The sequence below is a fragment of the Paenisporosarcina sp. genome (genome assembly GCF_049671445.1).
Taxonomy (GTDB): domain Bacteria; phylum Bacillota; class Bacilli; order Bacillales_A; family Planococcaceae; genus Paenisporosarcina.
In genome coordinates this window covers 37,985-57,324 of sequence record NZ_JBATUX010000022.1, presented here as the reverse complement: position 1 = coordinate 57,324, position 19,340 = coordinate 37,985, and the positions used below count along the sequence as shown (strand labels likewise).

At 37.1% G+C, this 19,340-nt stretch carries 20 protein-coding genes and 1 riboswitch; of the genes, 14 read left to right on the top strand and 6 right to left on the bottom strand.

The annotated features are described in order from the left end of the window. Positions 1-8: 8 nt before the first annotated feature. The gene (locus WBG45_RS03240) at positions 9-1,151 is read right to left on the bottom strand and encodes a CAP domain-containing protein (RefSeq protein ID WP_424412356.1); all 1,143 of its coding nucleotides are present in this window, start codon (positions 1,149-1,151) and stop codon (positions 9-11) included. Positions 1,152-1,415: 264 nt separating this feature from the next. Between WBG45_RS03240 and WBG45_RS03235 the strand changes: the two genes are divergently transcribed. The 7 genes from WBG45_RS03235 to WBG45_RS03205 all read left to right on the top strand — a co-directional run bounded on the left by WBG45_RS03235 (position 1,416) and on the right by WBG45_RS03205 (position 7,807). Next, positions 1,416-1,970: a VanZ family protein gene (locus WBG45_RS03235; RefSeq protein WP_424412355.1), complete on the top strand. Its 555-nt coding sequence runs from the start codon at positions 1,416-1,418 to the stop codon at positions 1,968-1,970. A 38-nt stretch (positions 1,971-2,008) separates the two neighbouring features. After that, a complete protein-coding gene (locus tag WBG45_RS03230) occupies positions 2,009-2,161 on the top strand; it encodes a Fur-regulated basic protein FbpA (protein ID WP_424412354.1) in 153 nt (50 codons plus the stop codon). A 304-nt stretch (positions 2,162-2,465) separates the two neighbouring features. Next, positions 2,466-3,689 (top strand): ATP-grasp domain-containing protein, encoded by a 1,224-nt coding sequence (locus tag WBG45_RS03225; RefSeq protein WP_424412353.1) that lies wholly within the window; start codon positions 2,466-2,468, stop codon positions 3,687-3,689. Between the two features lie 3 nt (positions 3,690-3,692). Continuing rightward, the gene (locus WBG45_RS03220; protein WP_424412352.1) at positions 3,693-4,397 is read left to right on the top strand and encodes an aspartate/glutamate racemase family protein; all 705 of its coding nucleotides are present in this window, start codon (positions 3,693-3,695) and stop codon (positions 4,395-4,397) included. 126 nt (positions 4,398-4,523) lie between these two features. Beyond that, positions 4,524-5,675, top strand: a complete 1,152-nt coding sequence (locus WBG45_RS03215; RefSeq protein WP_424412351.1) for a DEAD/DEAH box helicase — start codon at positions 4,524-4,526, stop codon at positions 5,673-5,675. Next, entirely contained in the window at positions 5,672-6,901 is a 1,230-nt protein-coding gene (locus WBG45_RS03210) for an aminopeptidase (RefSeq protein WP_424412350.1), read from the top strand. The genes WBG45_RS03215 and WBG45_RS03210 overlap by 4 nt, the downstream gene beginning before the upstream one ends. A gap of 12 nt (positions 6,902-6,913) precedes the next feature. Continuing rightward, positions 6,914-7,807 carry an SGNH/GDSL hydrolase family protein gene (locus WBG45_RS03205; protein ID WP_424412349.1) on the top strand — a complete coding sequence of 298 codons (894 nt, stop codon included), beginning with the start codon at positions 6,914-6,916 and terminating at the stop codon, positions 7,805-7,807. A gap of 209 nt (positions 7,808-8,016) precedes the next feature. Here WBG45_RS03205 and WBG45_RS03200 read toward each other — a convergent pair whose 3' ends face one another. Next, positions 8,017-8,379, bottom strand: a complete 363-nt coding sequence (locus tag WBG45_RS03200; RefSeq protein ID WP_424412348.1) for a DUF4870 domain-containing protein — start codon at positions 8,377-8,379, stop codon at positions 8,017-8,019. A 57-nt stretch (positions 8,380-8,436) separates the two neighbouring features. After that, positions 8,437-9,507, bottom strand: coding sequence for a M20 family metallopeptidase (locus WBG45_RS03195; protein WP_424412347.1), 1,071 nt, complete (start codon positions 9,505-9,507; stop codon positions 8,437-8,439). A gap of 137 nt (positions 9,508-9,644) precedes the next feature. After that, positions 9,645-9,749, top strand: a riboswitch (TPP riboswitch). A 95-nt stretch (positions 9,750-9,844) separates the two neighbouring features. Between WBG45_RS03195 and thiT the strand changes: the two genes are divergently transcribed. Beyond that, positions 9,845-10,432: an energy-coupled thiamine transporter ThiT gene (gene thiT / locus WBG45_RS03190; RefSeq protein WP_424412346.1), complete on the top strand. Its 588-nt coding sequence runs from the start codon at positions 9,845-9,847 to the stop codon at positions 10,430-10,432. Positions 10,433-10,727: 295 nt separating this feature from the next. Beyond that, the gene (map, locus tag WBG45_RS03185; RefSeq protein ID WP_424412345.1) at positions 10,728-11,477 is read left to right on the top strand and encodes a type I methionyl aminopeptidase; all 750 of its coding nucleotides are present in this window, start codon (positions 10,728-10,730) and stop codon (positions 11,475-11,477) included. Positions 11,478-11,554: 77 nt separating this feature from the next. On the opposite strand, the gene WBG45_RS03180 is transcribed toward map, so the two are convergent. Then, a complete protein-coding gene (locus WBG45_RS03180; protein WP_424412344.1) occupies positions 11,555-12,292 on the bottom strand; it encodes a TspO/MBR family protein in 738 nt (245 codons plus the stop codon). A gap of 109 nt (positions 12,293-12,401) precedes the next feature. Between WBG45_RS03180 and WBG45_RS03175 the strand changes: the two genes are divergently transcribed. The 4 genes from WBG45_RS03175 to WBG45_RS03160 all read left to right on the top strand — a co-directional run bounded on the left by WBG45_RS03175 (position 12,402) and on the right by WBG45_RS03160 (position 16,185). After that, positions 12,402-13,178 (top strand): polyphosphate kinase 2 family protein, encoded by a 777-nt coding sequence (locus tag WBG45_RS03175; RefSeq protein ID WP_424412343.1) that lies wholly within the window; start codon positions 12,402-12,404, stop codon positions 13,176-13,178. 52 nt (positions 13,179-13,230) lie between these two features. Next, complete coding sequence (locus WBG45_RS03170) at positions 13,231-15,033, top strand: M3 family oligoendopeptidase (protein ID WP_424412342.1); 1,803 nt, start codon at positions 13,231-13,233, stop codon at positions 15,031-15,033. Positions 15,034-15,037: 4 nt separating this feature from the next. After that, positions 15,038-15,583, top strand: a complete 546-nt coding sequence (locus WBG45_RS03165) for a GNAT family N-acetyltransferase (protein WP_424412341.1) — start codon at positions 15,038-15,040, stop codon at positions 15,581-15,583. Positions 15,584-15,765: 182 nt separating this feature from the next. Continuing rightward, positions 15,766-16,185, top strand: coding sequence for a DUF4395 domain-containing protein (locus WBG45_RS03160; RefSeq protein ID WP_424412340.1), 420 nt, complete (start codon positions 15,766-15,768; stop codon positions 16,183-16,185). A 36-nt stretch (positions 16,186-16,221) separates the two neighbouring features. On the opposite strand, the gene WBG45_RS03155 is transcribed toward WBG45_RS03160, so the two are convergent. Then, complete coding sequence (locus tag WBG45_RS03155) at positions 16,222-16,776, bottom strand: beta-class carbonic anhydrase (RefSeq protein WP_424412339.1); 555 nt, start codon at positions 16,774-16,776, stop codon at positions 16,222-16,224. Between the two features lie 173 nt (positions 16,777-16,949). Here WBG45_RS03155 and WBG45_RS03150 point away from each other — a divergent pair, with 173 nt between their 5' ends. Beyond that, on the top strand, positions 16,950-18,095 hold the full coding sequence (locus WBG45_RS03150; protein ID WP_424412338.1) for a nitric oxide synthase oxygenase: 1,146 nt from the start codon (positions 16,950-16,952) through the stop codon (positions 18,093-18,095). Here the strand turns inward: WBG45_RS03150 and mreBH are convergent, their stop codons facing one another. After that, positions 18,096-19,103, bottom strand: coding sequence for a rod-share determining protein MreBH (gene mreBH, locus WBG45_RS03145; protein WP_024533857.1), 1,008 nt, complete (start codon positions 19,101-19,103; stop codon positions 18,096-18,098). It abuts the gene before it with no gap. Between the last annotated feature and the right edge of the window lie 237 nt (positions 19,104-19,340).

The following is a 19,340-nucleotide window of genomic DNA, read 5'->3' as shown; positions in this document are numbered from 1 at the left end:
AACAACATTTATGGGGTGAAAAAATTCTCGGTATAATATGGTTGGTTTTCATCGTTAAAGGCGACACCTACACCCAAAAATGTAAAGTCTCGTTTCAATAAATTTTTCCGATGACCGATAGAATTCATTAATCCCTCATGTGCAAAAATGCTACTAGACTGACCGTAGGCTAAGTTTTCCCCAGCTACTGAATAGTTAATATCATCCATAGTCATGCGATCAAAAGGAGATTTTCCAGCTAAATTAGTGTGACTAAAATAATTTTTATCCGCCATATCTAGACTATGTTTGTAGGCTGTTCCTCGTATTGTTGATTCCCATGTTACAGGAGGAATTTTGTGATGGACACGCGCAGCATTCGTTAAGTCAAATAATTGGAACTCGAAGCCCTCTCTTAAATCCTCGCTTGTGTTGCCATATAAGGCAGGTTTTTGTTTTTCTAGGCCATCAGAAATGATTTGAATGGCAGTTACTGTATCATTTTCATGAACGTCATAAAATATAGTTACATATACATTTTCAATTAAGAATGTATCCATCTCACCATCATCATTCAAAATGTAATTGATATTTCCTTTTTGGATTTGTTTAATCGGTTTCCCTAATGCTTTTTGAACAACGGATTTTGGACTGTTTAACTGAACTCCAAAGGAAGAAGCGATTAAATCGTTATTGGTAAATAAACCATTAACTCGAGAAGAATCATCAAATGAAACCATCATAAAGTTTTGAAAGTCTTTATGAAATGTGTGCCACTGTGACCCATATTCATTTGTTGTAATTCTTTTTGCTTTCCCAAGTTCTTGTGTGACGCTATCCATTTTGTCCCCAATCTGGATATTATGCACCGAAAACAATCCGTCAGTTGGGGTCGCTAAAGTAGGTTTCTCAACTTGAGTAACAGGGGCATAACTAGTTTCATTTTCTTCCAAGGTCAGCTTTTCCGGTAAAGTTGTAATTGAACGGGAAAGATCTTCAATTGTATTGTCAATGTATGGTTGGTCTTTCAAGAATTCATAGCCTTTTATTACTTGAGCGTCAATCGTCTCCAAAAAAGAAACGTCAACATAATGACTAGCCGGCTTTTCCCAGAGTGGGCTTGTTAAATAAGCTAGAAAAAGTAAAGTAAGTATTGAACTAAGGTAACGCATGTGATGCCACTCCTTTCGGTCTCCAATATGCAGCGCATCTTTTTCTCAGCTTGTAGCAGTACCTTTATTATAGAATAGATAGCCTGAATTTCTTTATGGTAAGACTTGTCTAATATCAGAATATCCATTTTTTTGAACATGAATACGCAAAGATTGGGTTAGTTATAAAATAAGTTATAAATATAAATGAATAGGGAATAGAATAAGGATATTACATGAAAGTTAGGGTGTCTTATGGATTTGATTCTTCGATATATACAAGATATGGGACTATATATGGTATTAATTTTGCCTATTATAATAGTTGTTCGTATTGTTCATATAATTAAAGCTAAAAAGAAAACGAGAGTTCTTCGCGAATTAGCCATAATCATGTTTTTTATGTTTCTCACAGGATTGTTATCACAAACAGTATTGCCTGCTGTTAGTGTTCAACAAGGAGCAATAGAGCTTACGAATGGAGATCACCAGGCCATTAATCTTGAGCCATTTCGGGTATTAATTGAAACTTATAATGCCATTAGATTCTTGGATTTGTGGCAACCTTTTTTTATTAATTTCGTTGGTAATATTGTGATGTTTATTCCTATTGGCTTTCTAGTACCTTTGTTATGGAAAAAGTTTGATCGTGGTTGGCGAACTGTTGGAATAGGTTTTCTTTTATCACTCTGTATTGAACTCTTACAGTTACCGCAAATGCGCAGTAGTGATGTGGATGACTTGTGGCTTAACACACTAGGGACATATGTCGGGTATGTGCTATATAAAAAATTCCCAAAGAATTTTAAGAAAAGTTTTAACAAGAAACAAGCTGGGTAAACATTGTGTGAATGATAAATTTTAAGGAGTTAATCAACATGATCCCACTAGTAGAAACAAAAATGGATGGAAAAAAAATGAATGTGATTGATGAATTAGTAGAACAAGGTGTTTTTAAAGTTGAAGGAAAACAATTATATGAACTATCATTATATGAATTAATCAAAGAACATATGGAAAAAGCCAAGTAACGATGCGTCAGAATGGCAGGAGTAGTCCTGTTATTCTGGCTCTTTTTTTAAGTGTACCAATTGAGTAGATTCAAAACAGATTCAAAGTCCTCTTAAACTTTTGGTCCAAGAATGATATAATTTCACCTTAGGTCATTCAAATGACTCATTTAGTAATCCGTTCCTAAAGAAGTAAGCGGAAATATAAATAAAAGCTGTTTTAAATATATATTTCTACTATCAGTGTAAATATACGTAGAAGTTTGTTATTCTCATTAAAATAAAAATACACATTATGTTTTTGGAAAAGAGAGTTGATATCACAATGACAATTAATCATTCGTTTTTACCTATATTGCTTGGTTCTGATATGAATGCATACGGAATGGCAAGAGCTTTTCATGAAGCTTACGGATTAAAGCCGCTTGTTTTAGGGCGTATGAATTTATCAGCAACCCAAGATAGCAAAATTTTGGATTTTCAAGTTATCCCTCATTTAAACGAACAAGATGTCTTCGTTCCAGCGCTTATAAAAGTGGCGAGTGAACATGCAGATAAAAAGTTATTGCTTTTAGCCTGCGGAGACGATTACGCAAAATTAATTATCAAAAATAAAGACCAATTATCAAAACATTTTGCTGTACCATACATTGATGAAAAATTAATGGATCGCATTGTCCTAAAAGAGAATTTCTATAATATTTGTGAGCAATACGGTTTTGCATATCCAAAAACATCTCTCTGTACTTTTGAAACAAAAGACTCTTTTACGATAGATTTTATGTATCCAATCATCATAAAAGCATCAAATTCAGTAGCATACTGGAATTGTTCGTTCCCAGGGAAGAAAAAAGTATTTGTAGCGCATGATGAAGCAGAAAAAAATGCGATCATCGAAGCTATATATAAATCATCTTACAAAGACAACTTAACGATTCAAGAATTTATTCCAGGCGACGACTCTTATATGCGAGTGTTAAATGCGTATGTAGGGAAAGATGGGAAAGTTAAACTCATGTCATTAGGAAACCCGATTTTAGAAGAGCATTCTCCAGAAGGTATTGGTAGCTATGCAGCAATCATTAATACATTCGATGAAGCATTGCTTGATAAAGTACGTGTTTTCTTAGAAGATATCGGTTATAACGGTTTCGCGAATTTTGATATGAAATTGGATTTACGCGATGGTGAGTATAAATTATTTGAGATTAACTTAAGAAATGGACGTAGTAGTTACTACGTTACAGCAAGTGGTCATAACTTAATGAAATATGTGGCTGATGATCATATGCTTAATATTCCTCAAATGTTAACATATGCAAAAGATAAGCATCTTTGGATGATTATTCCTAAAGGCGTATTGTTTAAATATGCTCAAAATGAACAGTTAAAACAACAAGCAAAAGAGTTAATTGCTGAAGGGAAAGTAACTAATCACTTATTCTATAAAGAAGATTTCAATCCGAAACGTTGGGCGAAATTAACGTTGAATAACTTAAATTACTATCGCAAATATAAAAAATACTTTAATAATAAAGGTTTGTCATAAGTTATGGAAAAGAAAGTTTTAGGCATCATTGGTGGGGTAGGTCCGCTTGCAACGATGTTGCTTGGTGAAATGATTGTTAAACGCACGAAAGCTCAAACGGATCAACAACATGTCAATATGGTGATTACCAATAATACAAGCATTCCTGACCGCACAACCTATATATTAGATCGCTCAAAAGCCAACCCAGTTCCTGTAATGATTTCAGATGCAGTTAAGCTAAAATCGATAGGTGCAGAAGTACTAGCTATTCCGTGCAATACTGCTCACTCTTTTTATCAAGATATTCAGTTGGGAGCTGCGGACTTACAGGTTTTGCATATGATTAATGAAACAGCAAAAAGAGCTGCACAAATAGGTGCGAAAAAAGTCGGTATCATGGCAACAACAGGGACATTAACTACTTCTGTTTATCAGCTGGCCTGCCAAGATGCAGGGGTTAAACCCATTGTCCCAGACGAAGAAACACAGGAAATGGTCATGTCTGTAATTTATGATGATGTAAAAGCTGGACAGCCTGTTGACTTTTTAAAATGGCAACAAATCATTAATAAGTTTGACGAGCTTGGTTGCGACCGAATTATTTTAGGGTGCACGGAATTATCAATTGTAAAAAAAGAGTTGAACCTTGATGATATGTACATCGACTCATTGATGGTTTTAGCTGAAAGTGCGATTCTTTCATGCGGCTATGAATTAAAGGATTAACAGAACTCTGTCCCTATTGGGGGCAGAGTTTTTATTATGAAGATAACTACATTTCCTAGCAGAAAAAGGCTTAAAATAGCGATTTATGGTACAATAAGTGCATGTATATATAAAGGTGGAATATCAATGTCATTTATCGAAAACTTAAAACCCGAACTTCAAAATAAATGGAAATTCAGTTATGAAATGCCTGTACAAACTCAATTAATCCCACACATGCTTGATGGGAAAGACGTTGTGGCACAATCTCCTACTGGATCAGGAAAAACATTAGCCTACGTTTTACCAATCCTCAATCAAGTAGACGGCTCAATAACAAAAACGCAAGCGATTATCGTTGCTCCTTCACAAGAGCTATCGATGCAAATTGTGGAAGTGCTACGTGAATGGACAGCTGGCACCGATATAACAGTTGCTCAATTAATTGGAGGAGCCAATATGGCTCGTCAACTTGAGAAACTAAAGAAAAAACCAACAATTGTAGTAGGGACACCAGGCCGCTTGCATGAATTAATGAAAGCTAAGAAACTTAAGCTTCATGATTTACGACATATTGTATTAGATGAAGGCGATCAGTTATTAGCTAGAGAACATCGGAATGTGGCAAAAGCAATTATCGAAGGATCTAATCATGACCGACAAATTGTAGTCGTGTCTGCAACGATTACTGAAGAAATCGAGCTAGTAGCGAGTCGCTTGATGAAAGATCCTATTCGCATTCATGTGACTCATGAAGAGTTACCTGCACAAGGGAAGGTAGTTCATTCCTTTGTAAAAGTAGAAGAGCGCGACAAGACCGATTTATTACGACGTTTAGCGCATATGGATGGCTTACGAGGCTTAGCTTTTGTTAACAATTTAGATCAATTGCTAATGAAAGAATCGAAATTGAAATTCCGTGATGCAAAAATTGTCGCCTTACATTCAGATATGAAAAAAGAAGAACGTAAGCAAGCTTTAGCCTCTTTCCGTAAAGGTGAAGTAAGCATTTTAATTGCGACGGATATTGCTGCTCGTGGACTAGACATTGAAGGCTTGACGCATGTTATTCATGTCGATGTGCCACACATGATTGAACCATATTTGCATCGTTCAGGCCGAACAGGTCGCGCCGGTGCTGATGGGGAAGTCTTGTCATTATTAACATATACAGATGAAAAAAATTATAAAAAATGGACAAAAGAGTTACCTTCAAAGCCTGTTCAAAAAGTATGGGACCAAGGTACGTTAATTGAAGGGTCTTCTAAAACCTTGCTACAAAGGGGGAAAAAGAAATGACGTTTGAAGAAAAATTAGCAGAATACGCTGATTTAGCTGTACGTGTAGGAATAAACGTTCAACCTGGCCAATACGTGTTAATAAACACGACGACAGATACTCTTGATTTTACACGTTTAGTTGTAAAAAAAGCTTACGAAGCTGGAGCGAAACGTGTCCACGTTAATTTTGCAGATGGACCAACAAATCGCGCTTTTTATGACTTAGCACCTGATTCTGAAATGCATGAGTTTCCCGCATGGGTAGTCACTCAAAGAGATGAATTAATTGATCAACAAGGATCATTATTATGGATTGATGCTGAAGATCCTGATTTATTAGCGGGTGTTCCTGCCAAACGTATATCTGATCAACAAAAAGTAGCAGGACGTGCTTTAGAAAAATATCGCGCTTCTGTCATGTCAGACAAAATTTCTTGGTCAATTGTCGCAATTCCTTCAGAAATGTGGGCAAAAAAAGTATTTCCTGACCTACCGAAAGAAAAGCAAGTACCCGCTTTATGGAACGCTATTTTTAAAACAGTGCGAATTGGTGAAGGCGACGCTGTCGAACAGTGGAAGAAACATATTCGTGAATTAGAAAAGCGTGCTAGTGCCTTAAATGACAAGAGGTTCAAAAAAATTATTTATAAAGCACCTGGTACTGAGTTAACAATTGAATTACCAGAAAAACATTTATGGATGACTGGTGCTAGCAGAACACCTAATAGAACTGCGTTTATTGCCAACATGCCAACTGAAGAAGTGTACACTGCACCTCTGAAATTAGGTGTTAATGGGCATGTTCGAAACACAAAGCCATTTGTCTATCAAGGAAATATTATTGATGACTTTACCTTAACATTTGAAAACGGTAAAATCGTTAAGGCACTTGCAGAAAAAGGAAATGATTTACTACAACAATTGATTCAAAATGACGAGGGTTCAGCTTATCTCGGAGAGTTAGCTTTAGTCCCTCATGAATCACCTATTTCTTCTTCTGGAATTTTGTTCTACAATACTTTGTTTGATGAAAATGCATCGAACCATTTAGCCATTGGTGAAGCGTATCCTACATGTGTTGAAGGCGCACGTGATTTAGAAGAGTCACAACTTCAGGCGCTAGGATTAAACACATCCATGACACATGAAGATTTCATGATTGGTAGCGAAAAGATGGATATAGATGGTGAACGTCAAGATGGAACAATCGAAGCTATATTCCGTAAAGGGAATTGGGCATTTTAGAAGGTGACACTAATGAAAAAACAATTATCGATTCTTATTGTTGTCATGGGTTTATTTCTTGTTCCTCTTCAAACAAGTGCTCAAGTATTTGGACCAATTTCTTATGTAGCGCTCGGAGATTCTCTCGCCGCTGGCCAAACTCCGAAACGTGAAATTGATACGGGATATAGTGATTTAATTGCCCAAGAAATTGGACGTAATCAACCGCTTGCTTTTTATTCGAAAGATTTAGCATTTCCAGGCTTTACAACCAGCGATGTGTTGGAGCGGGTACAATCTAATGAAGCGAAACCATTACTTCAAAATGCAAACGTCATCACAATTTCAGCGGGAGCGAATGATCTTTTACGCTTAATTAAAGCAGACGCGAAATCAGGTTCATTAACCTTTCAACAAATCCCAGCCGATTATTCATTAAACGGTGTTCGCAAAAATATGGTGACGATTCTTAGTGAATTGAAAAAAATAGCACCCAAAGCACAAGTGTATGTAATGGGTTATTATTTTGCATATCCACATGCACGTGACTCACAGAAGACTGGTACAGCGCAACAATTGAATCGACTTAATGAAATTTTAGGAAAAGTGGCAAAAGAAGCAGATGTGCAATTTGTGTCAGTAGACGCTGCATTTGGGGATAGTGCGACTGGAAAAGTACCAAATCCAGCAGATGTGCATCCTAATGTAGAAGGATACAGAGCGATGGCAAACAGCTTTTTTAATGTTTATGCAAAAGATGCTATGCAGGTAACGAAAAATGAGATTCCTCCTGCAAATCCTCGTACGTTCGAGCAAATCATGCAACAACAAAGTATAGAAAAAGACACTGAGGAATCTGCAGTTTTACCTTCGTCTTTGCGAGAAAATGAATTCTTAGCGTTAGCTGAACTAAAGCCACTCATATAAAAAAAGTTGGAACTCATTAAAATGAGTTCCAACTTTTTTATTTACGTGGATATGTGGTGTTCGTAGTTTTCTTTTTATCCATTGCCTTTTTCACGATTGGAATAATGATTGGTGCAAATTTTATAGCAGTTTTAACTAAGTTACCTAGTCTCATTTATATCGCTCCTATCACTATTGTATAGTGATGTATTTCCCGGATTAAGTATTAATTAAACCTTTTGTATTACTTTAATTCCTTGGACTATGTTCCATATCAATACCGCAATTGATAAAACGCCATACAACAACATAAACAAGATAGGCACACCTGCCGCCATGAAATCAAAAGAAGAAGTGGCATTAGGCGCTATTGAATAATCCATCGTATTATACATCGTAAAGGAACTAAACATTAATACAATGAATCCAATAATACCTAGAGCAACAGGAATCAAGTGAGATATAAACGACCGTTTTGCATGGTACTTTACCTCCGTATCTGGAGAAATGAAGTAGACAATTAGTGGTAATAAAAATGGAGCAAACAGAACACTAAAATAGCTTAAAGCGGATAATACACGTCGATTATCCAATCTTACTCCTCCTCTAAAAGATAGTACTCATTAATACGGAGTATCATGCAAATGGTTTCAACTTAATGCATGCTTTGTTAAAATATCTGCATATTGTTCTACAGATGAAATTAACACGTACTCATCCGGGCCGTGCCAATCGTCACCACTAGGACCGAATTCAATAGCACCAGCACCAGTTTTCGCATAATAGCGAGTATCTGCTGCTCCGTGCTGACCGAATAATACAGCATCTTTTTGTGTTACTTCCGCTGTTACAACTGCTAGGGATTGAACGAATGGATTATCTTCAGTTGTTGTGATTGCTGGTGTTTTTCCTCCAGCTTTCACGATGTTTTTCGGATTGATTGATTGTGCAAGTTCCGTCATTTCTTGGATAATATCTTCCCAGTTTTGACCAGGAACAAAACGAATGTCATAATTCACATCACATTGATCAGGTACTACATTATAGCGATCACCTGCTTGAATTTTAGCCAAATTAATTGAAGGATATTCATAATACTCATTGCTTGCCTTCGTGAAAGGTAACGTTTTTAGCTTTTCGTGGAACAAGTAGGAAGCTTCAACAGCATTCGTGCCTTCCCATGGACGGGAACCATGTGCTGCTTTTCCGAAAAGTGTTACATTTGCATGCAAAATCCCTTTTGATTGAACGCTGAGTTTCAAGTGTGTAGGTTCTCCACATATGACGAAATCACCCGTTCGTCCAATCTCAACTAAATGACCAGATGTTTTTCGACCACCCGTTTCTTCATCTGTGACGATGTGTAAAACAATGCGTTGCTTTAATTCCTCTCGTGCTGAATAAATTCGACGGAAAGCTTCCATCATAGCAGCAACACCGGCCTTCATATCCGCAGAGCCACGACCATATAGACGATCACCGTCAATAACAGGATTAAATTGTTCGATTTTGGCAGGAACTACATCAACATGGCCATTCCATACTATAGTAGTTGGGCCTTGTCCTATCTCAGCATGAATCATTAATCGTCCTTCGTTCTCAATAATTTCATGTGTAATTTCATGACTGTCCAACCACTTGGAACAATACCGTAGTGCATCATTTGCACCTTCCTCGGTATCACTTTTGATTGCCACTAGATTTTTCAACATCTCGATCATGATCCTTCACATCCTTAGTTAATTATTTGTATGTTCAGTATATCGATAGACAATATAAAAGTCACAGAACGACTATACCCTCTTGCTTCTCTTTCCCTCTTTCTGTACAATTAATCCGTAATATCAAAATTAGATGTAATTACCACAAGGGGAGCCTGAAATGGCTGAGAGTGAACGAAAAAAGTTCTAACCCTTAGAACCTGTAAGTTAATGCTTGCGCAGGGATGTGGATAGAAACCGACTCCAACGACGTCAGGCTCTGTCCTTAGGTCGTTTTTTTGTGGTTTTTTTCACCCTGACATGCGAATTGCAGTACATCGCAAAAGGAGGAAGAAAGATGAGAAATAAAAAAGTTTTGTTGCTAGTCGAGATTGCAATCTTTGCCGCGTTAGGGTTTGTATTAGATTTTGTGGCGTTTAAAATGCCGCAAGGGGGATCAGTCAGTTTAGTAATGATTCCTATTGTATTAATGGCGTTCCGAAGAGGGGCATTAGCTGGTGTTATGACTGGGTTGCTAGTTGGCCTGTTACAAATTGTTTCAGGATTAATATCTGTCACCCCGTTGTCATTTAATTTTGTTGTTATGCAAGTCATTCTAGATTATTTAATTGCTTATGGTGTGGTTGGATTCGCAGGATTGTTGAGATCACAATACTTTAAATATGCACAACAGAATAACCGTGGGAAATTAATATTCACGATTGTATCAGCTGTATTAATAGGTTCATTATTGCGTTATATTACGCATGTAATAACTGGTATTTTCTTCTTCGGAATGTATGCTGAAGAGGGTGCTAATTTATTTATGTACTCAAGCATTTATAATGCAACTTATATGATTCCAGTATTTTTATTGAGTGCTTTCGTGTGTTCCTTATTATTCATAGCAGCCCCGCGATTGCTTGAACCAAATAGGGCGGTTTAACTCTTTGTTTAAAGACCATCATGTACATTTGGTCACACGTAGACATAAACTGATTGGAATGGTCTGAAACCGCCTCTAGATGGGCAGAAGCCGCCGTAGAAAGATCCGAAACATCTTCATGTGGTAGAAAATCCTTTCCACTATCTGCTGTAAGTAGAAGTCCATGTAGAATTCGGTAATTCAAATCAAGAATTTGGTTTCCTGAATGTTCAGAATGGTCCTGTCATATGGGAAAGCATCTTTCCTTATGGTATAGTATGGGATATATATTTTGAGAAAGAAGGATTTTAAGAATATGATTGCAAAAACAACTGAAGACTTCGAAGCGTTAAAAACTATAGGACGTATTGTTGCCGAGATTCGCGACGCGATGCGTGCAGCTACAAAACCAGGTGTTACAACAAAGGAAATTGATGATCTTGGTGGACGAATGTTTGAAAAAGCAGGCGCGATTTCAGGTCCTAAAGGGGAGTACGATTTCCCTGGTTTCACTTGTATTAGTGTAAACGAGGAAGTTGCGCACGGAATTCCAGGTTCACGTGTTATAAAAGATGGCGACCTAGTAAACATTGATGTTTCTGGATCACTAAATGGCTATTTTGCGGATACAGGTATTTCATTCGTGGTTGGTGCAGGCTATAAGAAAATAGAAAAACTTTGTGAAGTGGCTGAAAGTGCTTTTGATCGTGCAATGTTAAAAGTAAAAGCAGGTTCCCGTTTAAACCAAATAGGCAAAGCTGTAGAACGAGAAGCAAAACTTAATGGCTATACGGTCATCATGAACTTAACCGGTCATGGGATTGGGAAATCTCTTCATGAAGCGCCACAACATATTTTAAATTACTATGATGCATGGGAACCTACCATCTTGAAAGAAGGAATGGTTTTAGCTGTTGAGCCGTTTATTTCTGAAAAAGCGGAACATATCGTTGAATCTGGAGATGGTTGGACATTTTTAACGCCAGACAAATCGCTTGTTGCACAAATTGAACATACAGTCATTGTCACTAAAGGCGAACCAATCTTAATAACAAAAATCAACTAACAAAAACACCAACTGAGCGATTGCGCAGTTGGTGTTTTTTATTTTATGAATTTGTTTATATTAATCTACTACATTAATTATGTGGATTTAGAATGGGACTTTGATTTCTTCATGAAAATAATACCCGCAAGCATAACAGCACTTAAAAAAAGAGCAGCTGTAGAAACTAGCAATTCTTCAAAGCCATTGCGAACAGCTATACCTATGAAAGCCCAAATAAAGACGAACACATAAGCGATATCAAAATGGTGGTAACGAATATGTAAGGCAAGTGCTGTACCTATCGTCATCATGATGACTGCCCATAACGGATCGCTCAAGCCCCAGCCATTCCATTCAAAGTAGGTTAAAACATAACTAATATTAGCAATCGTAGCGACACTTATCCATCCTAAATATACGGAAATAGGGAGACGGCTCTTGATGCTATTATCTGAATCTGGAAAAGTTCTGTATAGCAAGACAAGTGTGATAAGAAGTCCAATCATTACGATGACTGTAAATAAAAATTTCTCATAATGCCATAAATAAATCCACGCTATATTTAGCACACAACTAATGATAAATAAGGTGGAGCGGTTTGTATAGTTAACATCACCTTGTTGCCTTTTTTTCCACATGCCCACAAGCCATACGATTAAGAGCACATAAATGACTGACCAAATCGAAAATACATAGCCAGCTGGTGTAAATAATACAGGAAGCCGATTTGATATCTCACCAGTTGTTTGATTATTTAAAGGCAAAATATTAGCTAATGCATTAACAGTAATTACACTAATCAGTGCGATAACCATAATTGCGAAACGACCCATAGCGTTCACCTCCTATACTTTAGTATAACGTCATGCTACAGTAACAACAAATTCCAATTTACCAAAACTTTTTGTAGATTAAATTTAAAATAATTTGGAGGGGGTTACGATGATTATTCAATTAAATGAATTACCTAAAGAAAAACCCTATGAAAATAAGAAACTATACCAAAAAGAATTAAAACAGCTCCAATACGACATGTTAAACGTTCAGCAACATTTATACAATCAAAAAGTAGGACTTGTCATCGTTTTTGAAGGCATGGATGCAGCAGGGAAAGGAGGAGCAATTAAAAGAATAACGGAGAGGTTGGATCCCCGTGGTCTTGTTGTTCACCCAATATCTGCGCCACAACCACATGAGTTAAGATACCATTACTTACAACGCTTTTGGCGAAAGCTTCCACAACACGGACAAATTGGAATCTTCGATCGATCTTGGTATGGACGAGTATTAGTAGAAAGAATCGAAGGATTTGCAGCGAAGCCACAGTGGAAACGGGCTTATAAAGAAATCAATGATTTTGAAAAAGTGTTAACGGATGAATCCTATATTGTGGTGAAATGCTGGTTACAAATTACAAAAGAGGAGCAATTAAATCGTTTTGAAGAGCGTCGTGAAGACCCCTACAAGCAATGGAAATTAACCGATGACGATTGGCGAAATCGGGAAAAATGGTCAAGCTATGTAAGTGCAGCAGAAGATATGTTTGATAAAACTCATACTGAACATGCACCTTGGATAATTATTGAAGCAACGGATAAGAAAAATGCACGTATTAATGTTTTAAAAAGCATTCTAGAACATATTATGCAAGTGTGCGTAGAAAAAGGCATACCGGTTACAAATCCTCATAACGATGTTTCGCAAGCCGAAGAAGCATGATATAATTATGTAGTATTTTCGGAAAATTTAGAAAGACATGGGGGAAATGAGTTTGACTACCAAAACATATGCAGAAGTATGGGATTTAGACGTATTTTTTAAAGGGGGAAGTTCGTCTCCTGAACTTCGCGAACACTTGAATGCTTTAACTGTAAAATTAGATTCATTTGAACAAACATTATCTACATTTGATGTACCAAAAAATGAATCAGACGCTGATAAAATTGCATCAATAATAGAAGAAACGAAACAAGTAGCAGAGAATTTATCACAAGCTGGAGCTGTCGTGGGTTGTTATTTAGCGCAAGATACGACAGATAAACAAGCAAACTTATTACAAGGTGAAATAGGCTCATTAGGAGCTCGTTTTTCTTCATCTATGCTAGTAGTTCAACAACAATTGTCTAGAACTGAAGACAGTGTTTGGGCTGCTTTGATGAAAGATAAACGTTTAAAGGAGTTTTCTTTTGTCTTAAATGAATGGCGCGATGAAGCAAAAGAATTGCTTTCAGAAAAAGAAGAAGACATGATTACTGCTCTTGGCGTTGATGGATATCATGGGTGGAGCCAACTGTATGATTTGTTAGTTGGAGACGTTAAAGTACGAGTTACAGTTGATGGAGAAGAAAAAGAGTTTTCTGTGGGTCAAGCGAGTAACTTAAGTTCTCATTCGGATGGATCAGTTCGAAAAGAATCGTTCGAAGCACTTGAACAAGCATGGACTGACAAAGAAGAGTTCTTTGCTAAAACATTAAATCATATGGCTGGGTTCCGATTAGCAGTTTATAAAAAACGCGGTTGGGACTCTGTATTAAAAGAACCGTTAGATATGAATCGAATGAAACAAGAAACATTAGATGCAATGTGGGGAGCCATTAGTGCTCATAAAGCACCATTTGTAAAATATTTAAAGCGCAAGTCAGAGTTAGTAGGTGCTGATGCTATGCATTGGTATGATTTAGATGCGCCGGTTACAGAATCGACTCAAAAAGTTTCGTATCAAGAAGGAGCCGAATTTATTTTAAAACAATTCGGTAAATTCGGTCCTGAACTAGAGAAATTCTCACGGAAAGCATTTGAAGATGAATGGATTGAAGCTGAAGATCGTCCGAATAAACGTCCTGGTGGATTCTGTACAGGTATGCCATTGTCTGAGCAGTCACGTATTTTCATGACGTATAGCGGAACGATGTCCAATGTTGCAACACTCGCTCATGAACTTGGTCACGCTTTCCATTCGTACGCATTAAGACCCGTTCACTGGATGAATCGTCAATATGCAATGGGTGTAGCCGAAACTGCGTCAACATTTGCAGAAATGATTGTTGCGGATGCTGCAGTTAAAGAAGCGACAACAGCTGATGAAAAATTAGCTTTATTAGAAGATAAAATTCAACGAAGTGTGGCATTCTTCATGAATATCCATGCACGTTTCTTGTTTGAAACACGTTTCTATGAAGAACGAAAAAAAGGAATTGTTTCAGCTAGTCGTTTAAATACGTTAATGGAAGAAGCGCAACGTGAGGCATTCGGCGATGGACTAGGGGATGTGCATCCTCATTTCTGGGCATCTAAACTACATTTCTATATCTCACGTGTACCATTCTATAATTTCCCATACACTTTTGGCTACTTATTCAGCCTAAGCATATACGCAAAAGCGATTGAAGAAGGAAGCAGTTTTGAAGAGAAGTACATCTCTTTACTTCGTGATACGGCTATCATGTCAGTTGAAGATTTAGCTATGAAACATTTAGGGGAAGATATCACGCAACACGCTTTCTGGGAAAAGGGAATTGCTCTTTGTGTTAAAGACGTGGAAGAGTTTCTTACATTAACTTCATCTAAAGGGTGACTTTATGATTCTACTTGAAGGCCAAACCTGCTTTTTACGAACATTACGTGAACATGATGCCACTGAATTAGCTCATCTTGTGACCAAAAACCGATTTTACTGGTCTGTTTTTGAGCCAAGACATCAAGATTCATATTTTACCGCAGCTGTTCAACGTGAAAAGATATTAGAATCATTACATCATATGAAAAACCAACGTGAATTTAGTTTTGGTATCTATGATATAAAAACAAATTACTTGGTTGGTCATATTTCAATGTATGGTATTAAACGACTTCCATTTTCTAGTTCGTTTATCGGTTATTCTATTGATGAAATGAATGTGGGTAAAGGGATGGCTACTGAAGCAGTTCAACTTGTTGTGAAATATGGAATGGAAGTTATTGGCTTACATCGAATAGAAGCTTATGTATCTCCACGCAATATTGGGTCGATTCGTGTCTTAGAAAAAGCGAATTTACAACAAGAGGGATTACTTCGACAACTACTGTTCATTAATGGACAGTGGGAAGATCACTATATGTATGCAATTCTCGAAGATGACTATTGAAAAGGCAAGGCCGCTTGGCGGAAATGGCGTATTATGATGAAAGGTTGGTTTCTCACATGAGAAGCCAACCTTTTTTGTCGATTTCCCGGGAAATATCACGACATATAGGCGTATATATTTACAACTAAATAAAATCATCATATACTATAGTTATAAATCCGATAAGAATAGTAGGTATTAATATGAAAACAATTCCGAAGCCTCTCGTATTAGCTAATCAATGGACCATTGTATTGTCAGTTGTCCTTTCACTTATAACTCAAACAGCTTGGGTTTTGCTGATTCCTTTATTGTCTTGCCTTTTGGGGTTATTAGCAGGATTCAATCCAGTGTTGGCTATTGTTAAGAAATTTTTAACTAAACCAGCTAATCAATATGAGCAAGAAGATTATGAGCAACTACAGTTTAACCAGTGGTTAGCGGTAGGATTTTTAGTTATTGCTTGTATAAGTTTTTTAATGAATTGGACCGTTTTATTTAACATCGCAACGATCATGGTGGGTATAGCAGCCCTAGTTGCCATATTAGGTTTTTGTATTGGTTGTTTCATTCGTTTCCAATATCAACAGTGGACATATAGACGAAAAAAATCAGCTGTATAATGAGAAAAGAGCCCTTTTATTGGGCTCTTTTCTTATTTACTTTTCTTTTACCATATCCAATCTGCCTGTAGCAGGATCAATTACTAAACCGTGGACAGGGAAATCTTTCACCATCAGTGGGTGATTTTTAACCATGTCAACACTATGTCTTACGCTTTCATGAACATCTTCAAATCCGCGCAACCACTCATCTAACTCTACACCTGAATAATTCAGCATATTAATGGTGTCTTGAGAAATCCCACGATTCACCATTTTTTGCAGCATCTTTTCTGGTTGGATGGCACTCATACCACAATCATAATGACCTATGATGTAAATTTCTTCAGCTTTTAATTCGTAAACAGCTACAAGTAAACTTCGCATAATCCCGCCAAAAGGGTGATTAATAACAGCGCCAGCACTTTTTACGATTTTCACATCACCATTTTTAAAATTCATGGCTTTTGGTAGGAGTTCAAATAAACGAGCGTCCATACATGTTAAAATAACAACTTTTTTGTCAGGAAATTTTGTTGTCTTAAATTCTTCATATTGTTTCTCGGATACAAATGTTTGATTGAAAGAAAGAATTTCATTTAATAACGACATGTGCAGTCCCTCCTATGTATATCACATTCTTATTGTAAATGATTATGATGAAATTTCGCCACTTTAATGTCACATTCCAAGAGAAACATTTAAGTCAAGGCAGTTTATTTATTGAGAGGAAAGGAAATGTTGATTAAAATCAAATTATGTAGAAACACAAAGGATGAATAAAATTGAACGACTCATTGCTTCTAAATCAAGCCCAATCCTTTCTTTGGCAATATGGAAAAGAAAACGGACTCTCTAAAGAAACTATATATACACGTCAATGCGCCATTAAAAAAGAAATAGAGTCAACGGGAACTTATACACACACCATTGAAGAGATTACGTTTGGAGCAAAGCTAGCTTGGCGTAATAGTGCAAAGTGTATTGGACGTTTATTTTGGGAAACACTCGATGTCTTTGATGCTAGGGATGTTAAATCACAAGAAGATGTAGCACGACATATTCATCATCATATCCAACATGCCACGAATGACGGAAAAATTCGATCGACCATTACTATTTTCCCTGCAATTAGTTCGCCTCAAAAAGTACAATTATGGAGTCATCAATTAATTCGCTACGCAGGTTACCAGGATCAGTCTGGTGAGATTTTAGGAGATCCAGCGAGTATAGAATTAACACGAGTTGCGAAAAGTTTAGGCTGGCAAGGTGAAGGGACTCCTTACGATATCTTGCCGGTTATTTTTCAATGGAATGAAGAGCCTCCATGTATGGTGGCAATTTCAAATGAAGAAGTTCTTGAAGTCCAAATCGATCATCCAGTTAATTTAGATTGGAAATCTCTGGATTTAAGATGGTATGCTGTACCAATAATTTCAGATAGATATCTTGAAATTGGAGGATTGTTGTATCCAGCACCTTTTAACGGTTGGTATATGGAGACAGAAATTGCGGCACGGAATTTAGTGGATTCTTATCGCTACAATCGTTTAAGGGACGTGGCGAACCAATTAAAGCTTGATACATCGAGCACGACAACCTTTTGGAGAGACCGAGCGTTAGTAGAATTGCAGTATGCGGTATATGCATCGTTTAAAAAAGCGGGTGTTCAAATGGTTGACCATTATACAGCTGCACAACAATTTCAGACATTTCGTGAGAAAGAAGAAAAACAACAAAGAGAAGTGAAAGGGGATTGGACATGGCTTATTCCGCCAGTCTCACCTGCTTTGACACCCATTTTTCATCAAGGCATCAGCAATGAGGAATTGTCGCCCAATTTCGTTAAGCAAAAACGTCCAAAACTTTTCAAAAAAATAAGCGAGATGACAGAGTCATCTCGCCCGACAGGTTGTCCGTTTCATTCGTGATTAACGGGCAATTTTTTGTATTTTATCCATCATAACAAGTGAACGTCCTGTACCAATTGCTACAGACTCAAGAGGTTGTGGAGCGATGTGAACAGGGACAGAAATCTCGTTAGATAACCATTCTTGCATGCCTTTTAATAAAGCACCGCCACCTGTTAGAACTACACCTTGGTCAACAATATCTCCAGAAAGTTCTGGAGGACAGCTTTCAAGCGTTACGCGGATTGCTTCTAAAATCGACAATAATGATTCTTTTAATGTTTCTTGTACTTCAACAGAGCTGATTGTTATGGTCTTCGGAAGACCTGTCATTACATCACGTCCACGTACTTCCATTGTTTCCAAAGTATGTGGAATTAGAGCATAACCAACTTCCATTTTGATTCTTTCCGCAGTTCGTTCACCGATTAACACGTTAAATTGTTTGCGAACAAAATGAATAATGTCTTCATCCATGCGATCTCCAGCTACTTTTACGGTATTTGAAGAAACAACGCCACCAAAAGAAATGATTCCTACTTCAGTTGTACCACCGCCAATATCGACTATGACACTAGCAATTGGCTCGCTGACAGGAAGATCTGCACCTATTGCAGCCGCTACAGGCTCTTCAATAAGATGAACTTCTTTAGCACCACTATTTTTGACTGCATCATGAATGGCACGTCGCTCTACTGATGTTGCACCAGATGGTGTACATACCATAACGTTAGGTTTGCGAATGGAACTTCCCATTTTTTTCCCAACTTTTTTCATGACCATACGTAACATGTCGGTTGTAACATCAAAATCAGCAATTACGCCATCTTTCAATGGGCGAATAACTGTAATAGACCCTGGTGTTTTACCAATCATACTCTTCGCTTCTTCACCAAATGCGATTACTTGTCTAGTTTTTGTATCCACCGCTACTACCGATGGTTCATTTAATATAATGCCTTTATTTTTTGTATATACAAGGATATTAGCTGTTCCTAAATCAATCCCTAAATCTATACCTGAAAACATGCAGATTCCTCCTTAAAACGGTTTGCTTCATTAGTATAGAGGAAATTAGTCTATATTCCATATGGTACTTAATGGTAGTTATCAATTGTTGCAAAGAATAATGGGTAATTAGATATGATGATGTAGTCAGAAATAAGTAATTTGAAGGACTCTGTCATTTCTTTGTTATCTCGCTGTTGTTAAAATGTAAACAAATTGTTAAGTCATAACAAAAAGCAATCGTCCGAAGACGACTGC

What these genes read in the sequence shown, in the direction of transcription:
- WBG45_RS03195 (WP_424412347.1), bottom strand. Translation starts at nt 9,507, where the DNA reads ATGATCGAGATGTTGAAAAATCTAGTGGCAATCAAAAGTGATACCGAG.
- WBG45_RS03210 (WP_424412350.1), top strand. Translation starts at nt 5,672, where the DNA reads ATGACGTTTGAAGAAAAATTAGCAGAATACGCTGATTTAGCTGTACGT.
- WBG45_RS03240 (WP_424412356.1), bottom strand. Translation starts at nt 1,151, where the DNA reads ATGCGTTACCTTAGTTCAATACTTACTTTACTTTTTCTAGCTTATTTA.
- WBG45_RS03175 (WP_424412343.1), top strand. Translation starts at nt 12,402, where the DNA reads ATGATTATTCAATTAAATGAATTACCTAAAGAAAAACCCTATGAAAAT.
- WBG45_RS03215 (WP_424412351.1), top strand. Translation starts at nt 4,524, where the DNA reads ATGTCATTTATCGAAAACTTAAAACCCGAACTTCAAAATAAATGGAAA.
- WBG45_RS03155 (WP_424412339.1), bottom strand. Translation starts at nt 16,776, where the DNA reads ATGTCGTTATTAAATGAAATTCTTTCTTTCAATCAAACATTTGTATCC.
- WBG45_RS03205 (WP_424412349.1), top strand. Translation starts at nt 6,914, where the DNA reads ATGAAAAAACAATTATCGATTCTTATTGTTGTCATGGGTTTATTTCTT.
- WBG45_RS03225 (WP_424412353.1), top strand. Translation starts at nt 2,466, where the DNA reads ATGACAATTAATCATTCGTTTTTACCTATATTGCTTGGTTCTGATATG.
- thiT (WP_424412346.1), top strand. Translation starts at nt 9,845, where the DNA reads ATGAGAAATAAAAAAGTTTTGTTGCTAGTCGAGATTGCAATCTTTGCC.
- WBG45_RS03235 (WP_424412355.1), top strand. Translation starts at nt 1,416, where the DNA reads ATGGGACTATATATGGTATTAATTTTGCCTATTATAATAGTTGTTCGT.
- mreBH (WP_024533857.1), bottom strand. Translation starts at nt 19,103, where the DNA reads ATGTTTTCAGGTATAGATTTAGGGATTGATTTAGGAACAGCTAATATC.
- WBG45_RS03165 (WP_424412341.1), top strand. Translation starts at nt 15,038, where the DNA reads ATGATTCTACTTGAAGGCCAAACCTGCTTTTTACGAACATTACGTGAA.
- WBG45_RS03220 (WP_424412352.1), top strand. Translation starts at nt 3,693, where the DNA reads ATGGAAAAGAAAGTTTTAGGCATCATTGGTGGGGTAGGTCCGCTTGCA.
- map (WP_424412345.1), top strand. Translation starts at nt 10,728, where the DNA reads ATGATTGCAAAAACAACTGAAGACTTCGAAGCGTTAAAAACTATAGGA.
- WBG45_RS03180 (WP_424412344.1), bottom strand. Translation starts at nt 12,292, where the DNA reads ATGGGTCGTTTCGCAATTATGGTTATCGCACTGATTAGTGTAATTACT.
- WBG45_RS03230 (WP_424412354.1), top strand. Translation starts at nt 2,009, where the DNA reads ATGATCCCACTAGTAGAAACAAAAATGGATGGAAAAAAAATGAATGTG.
- WBG45_RS03160 (WP_424412340.1), top strand. Translation starts at nt 15,766, where the DNA reads ATGAAAACAATTCCGAAGCCTCTCGTATTAGCTAATCAATGGACCATT.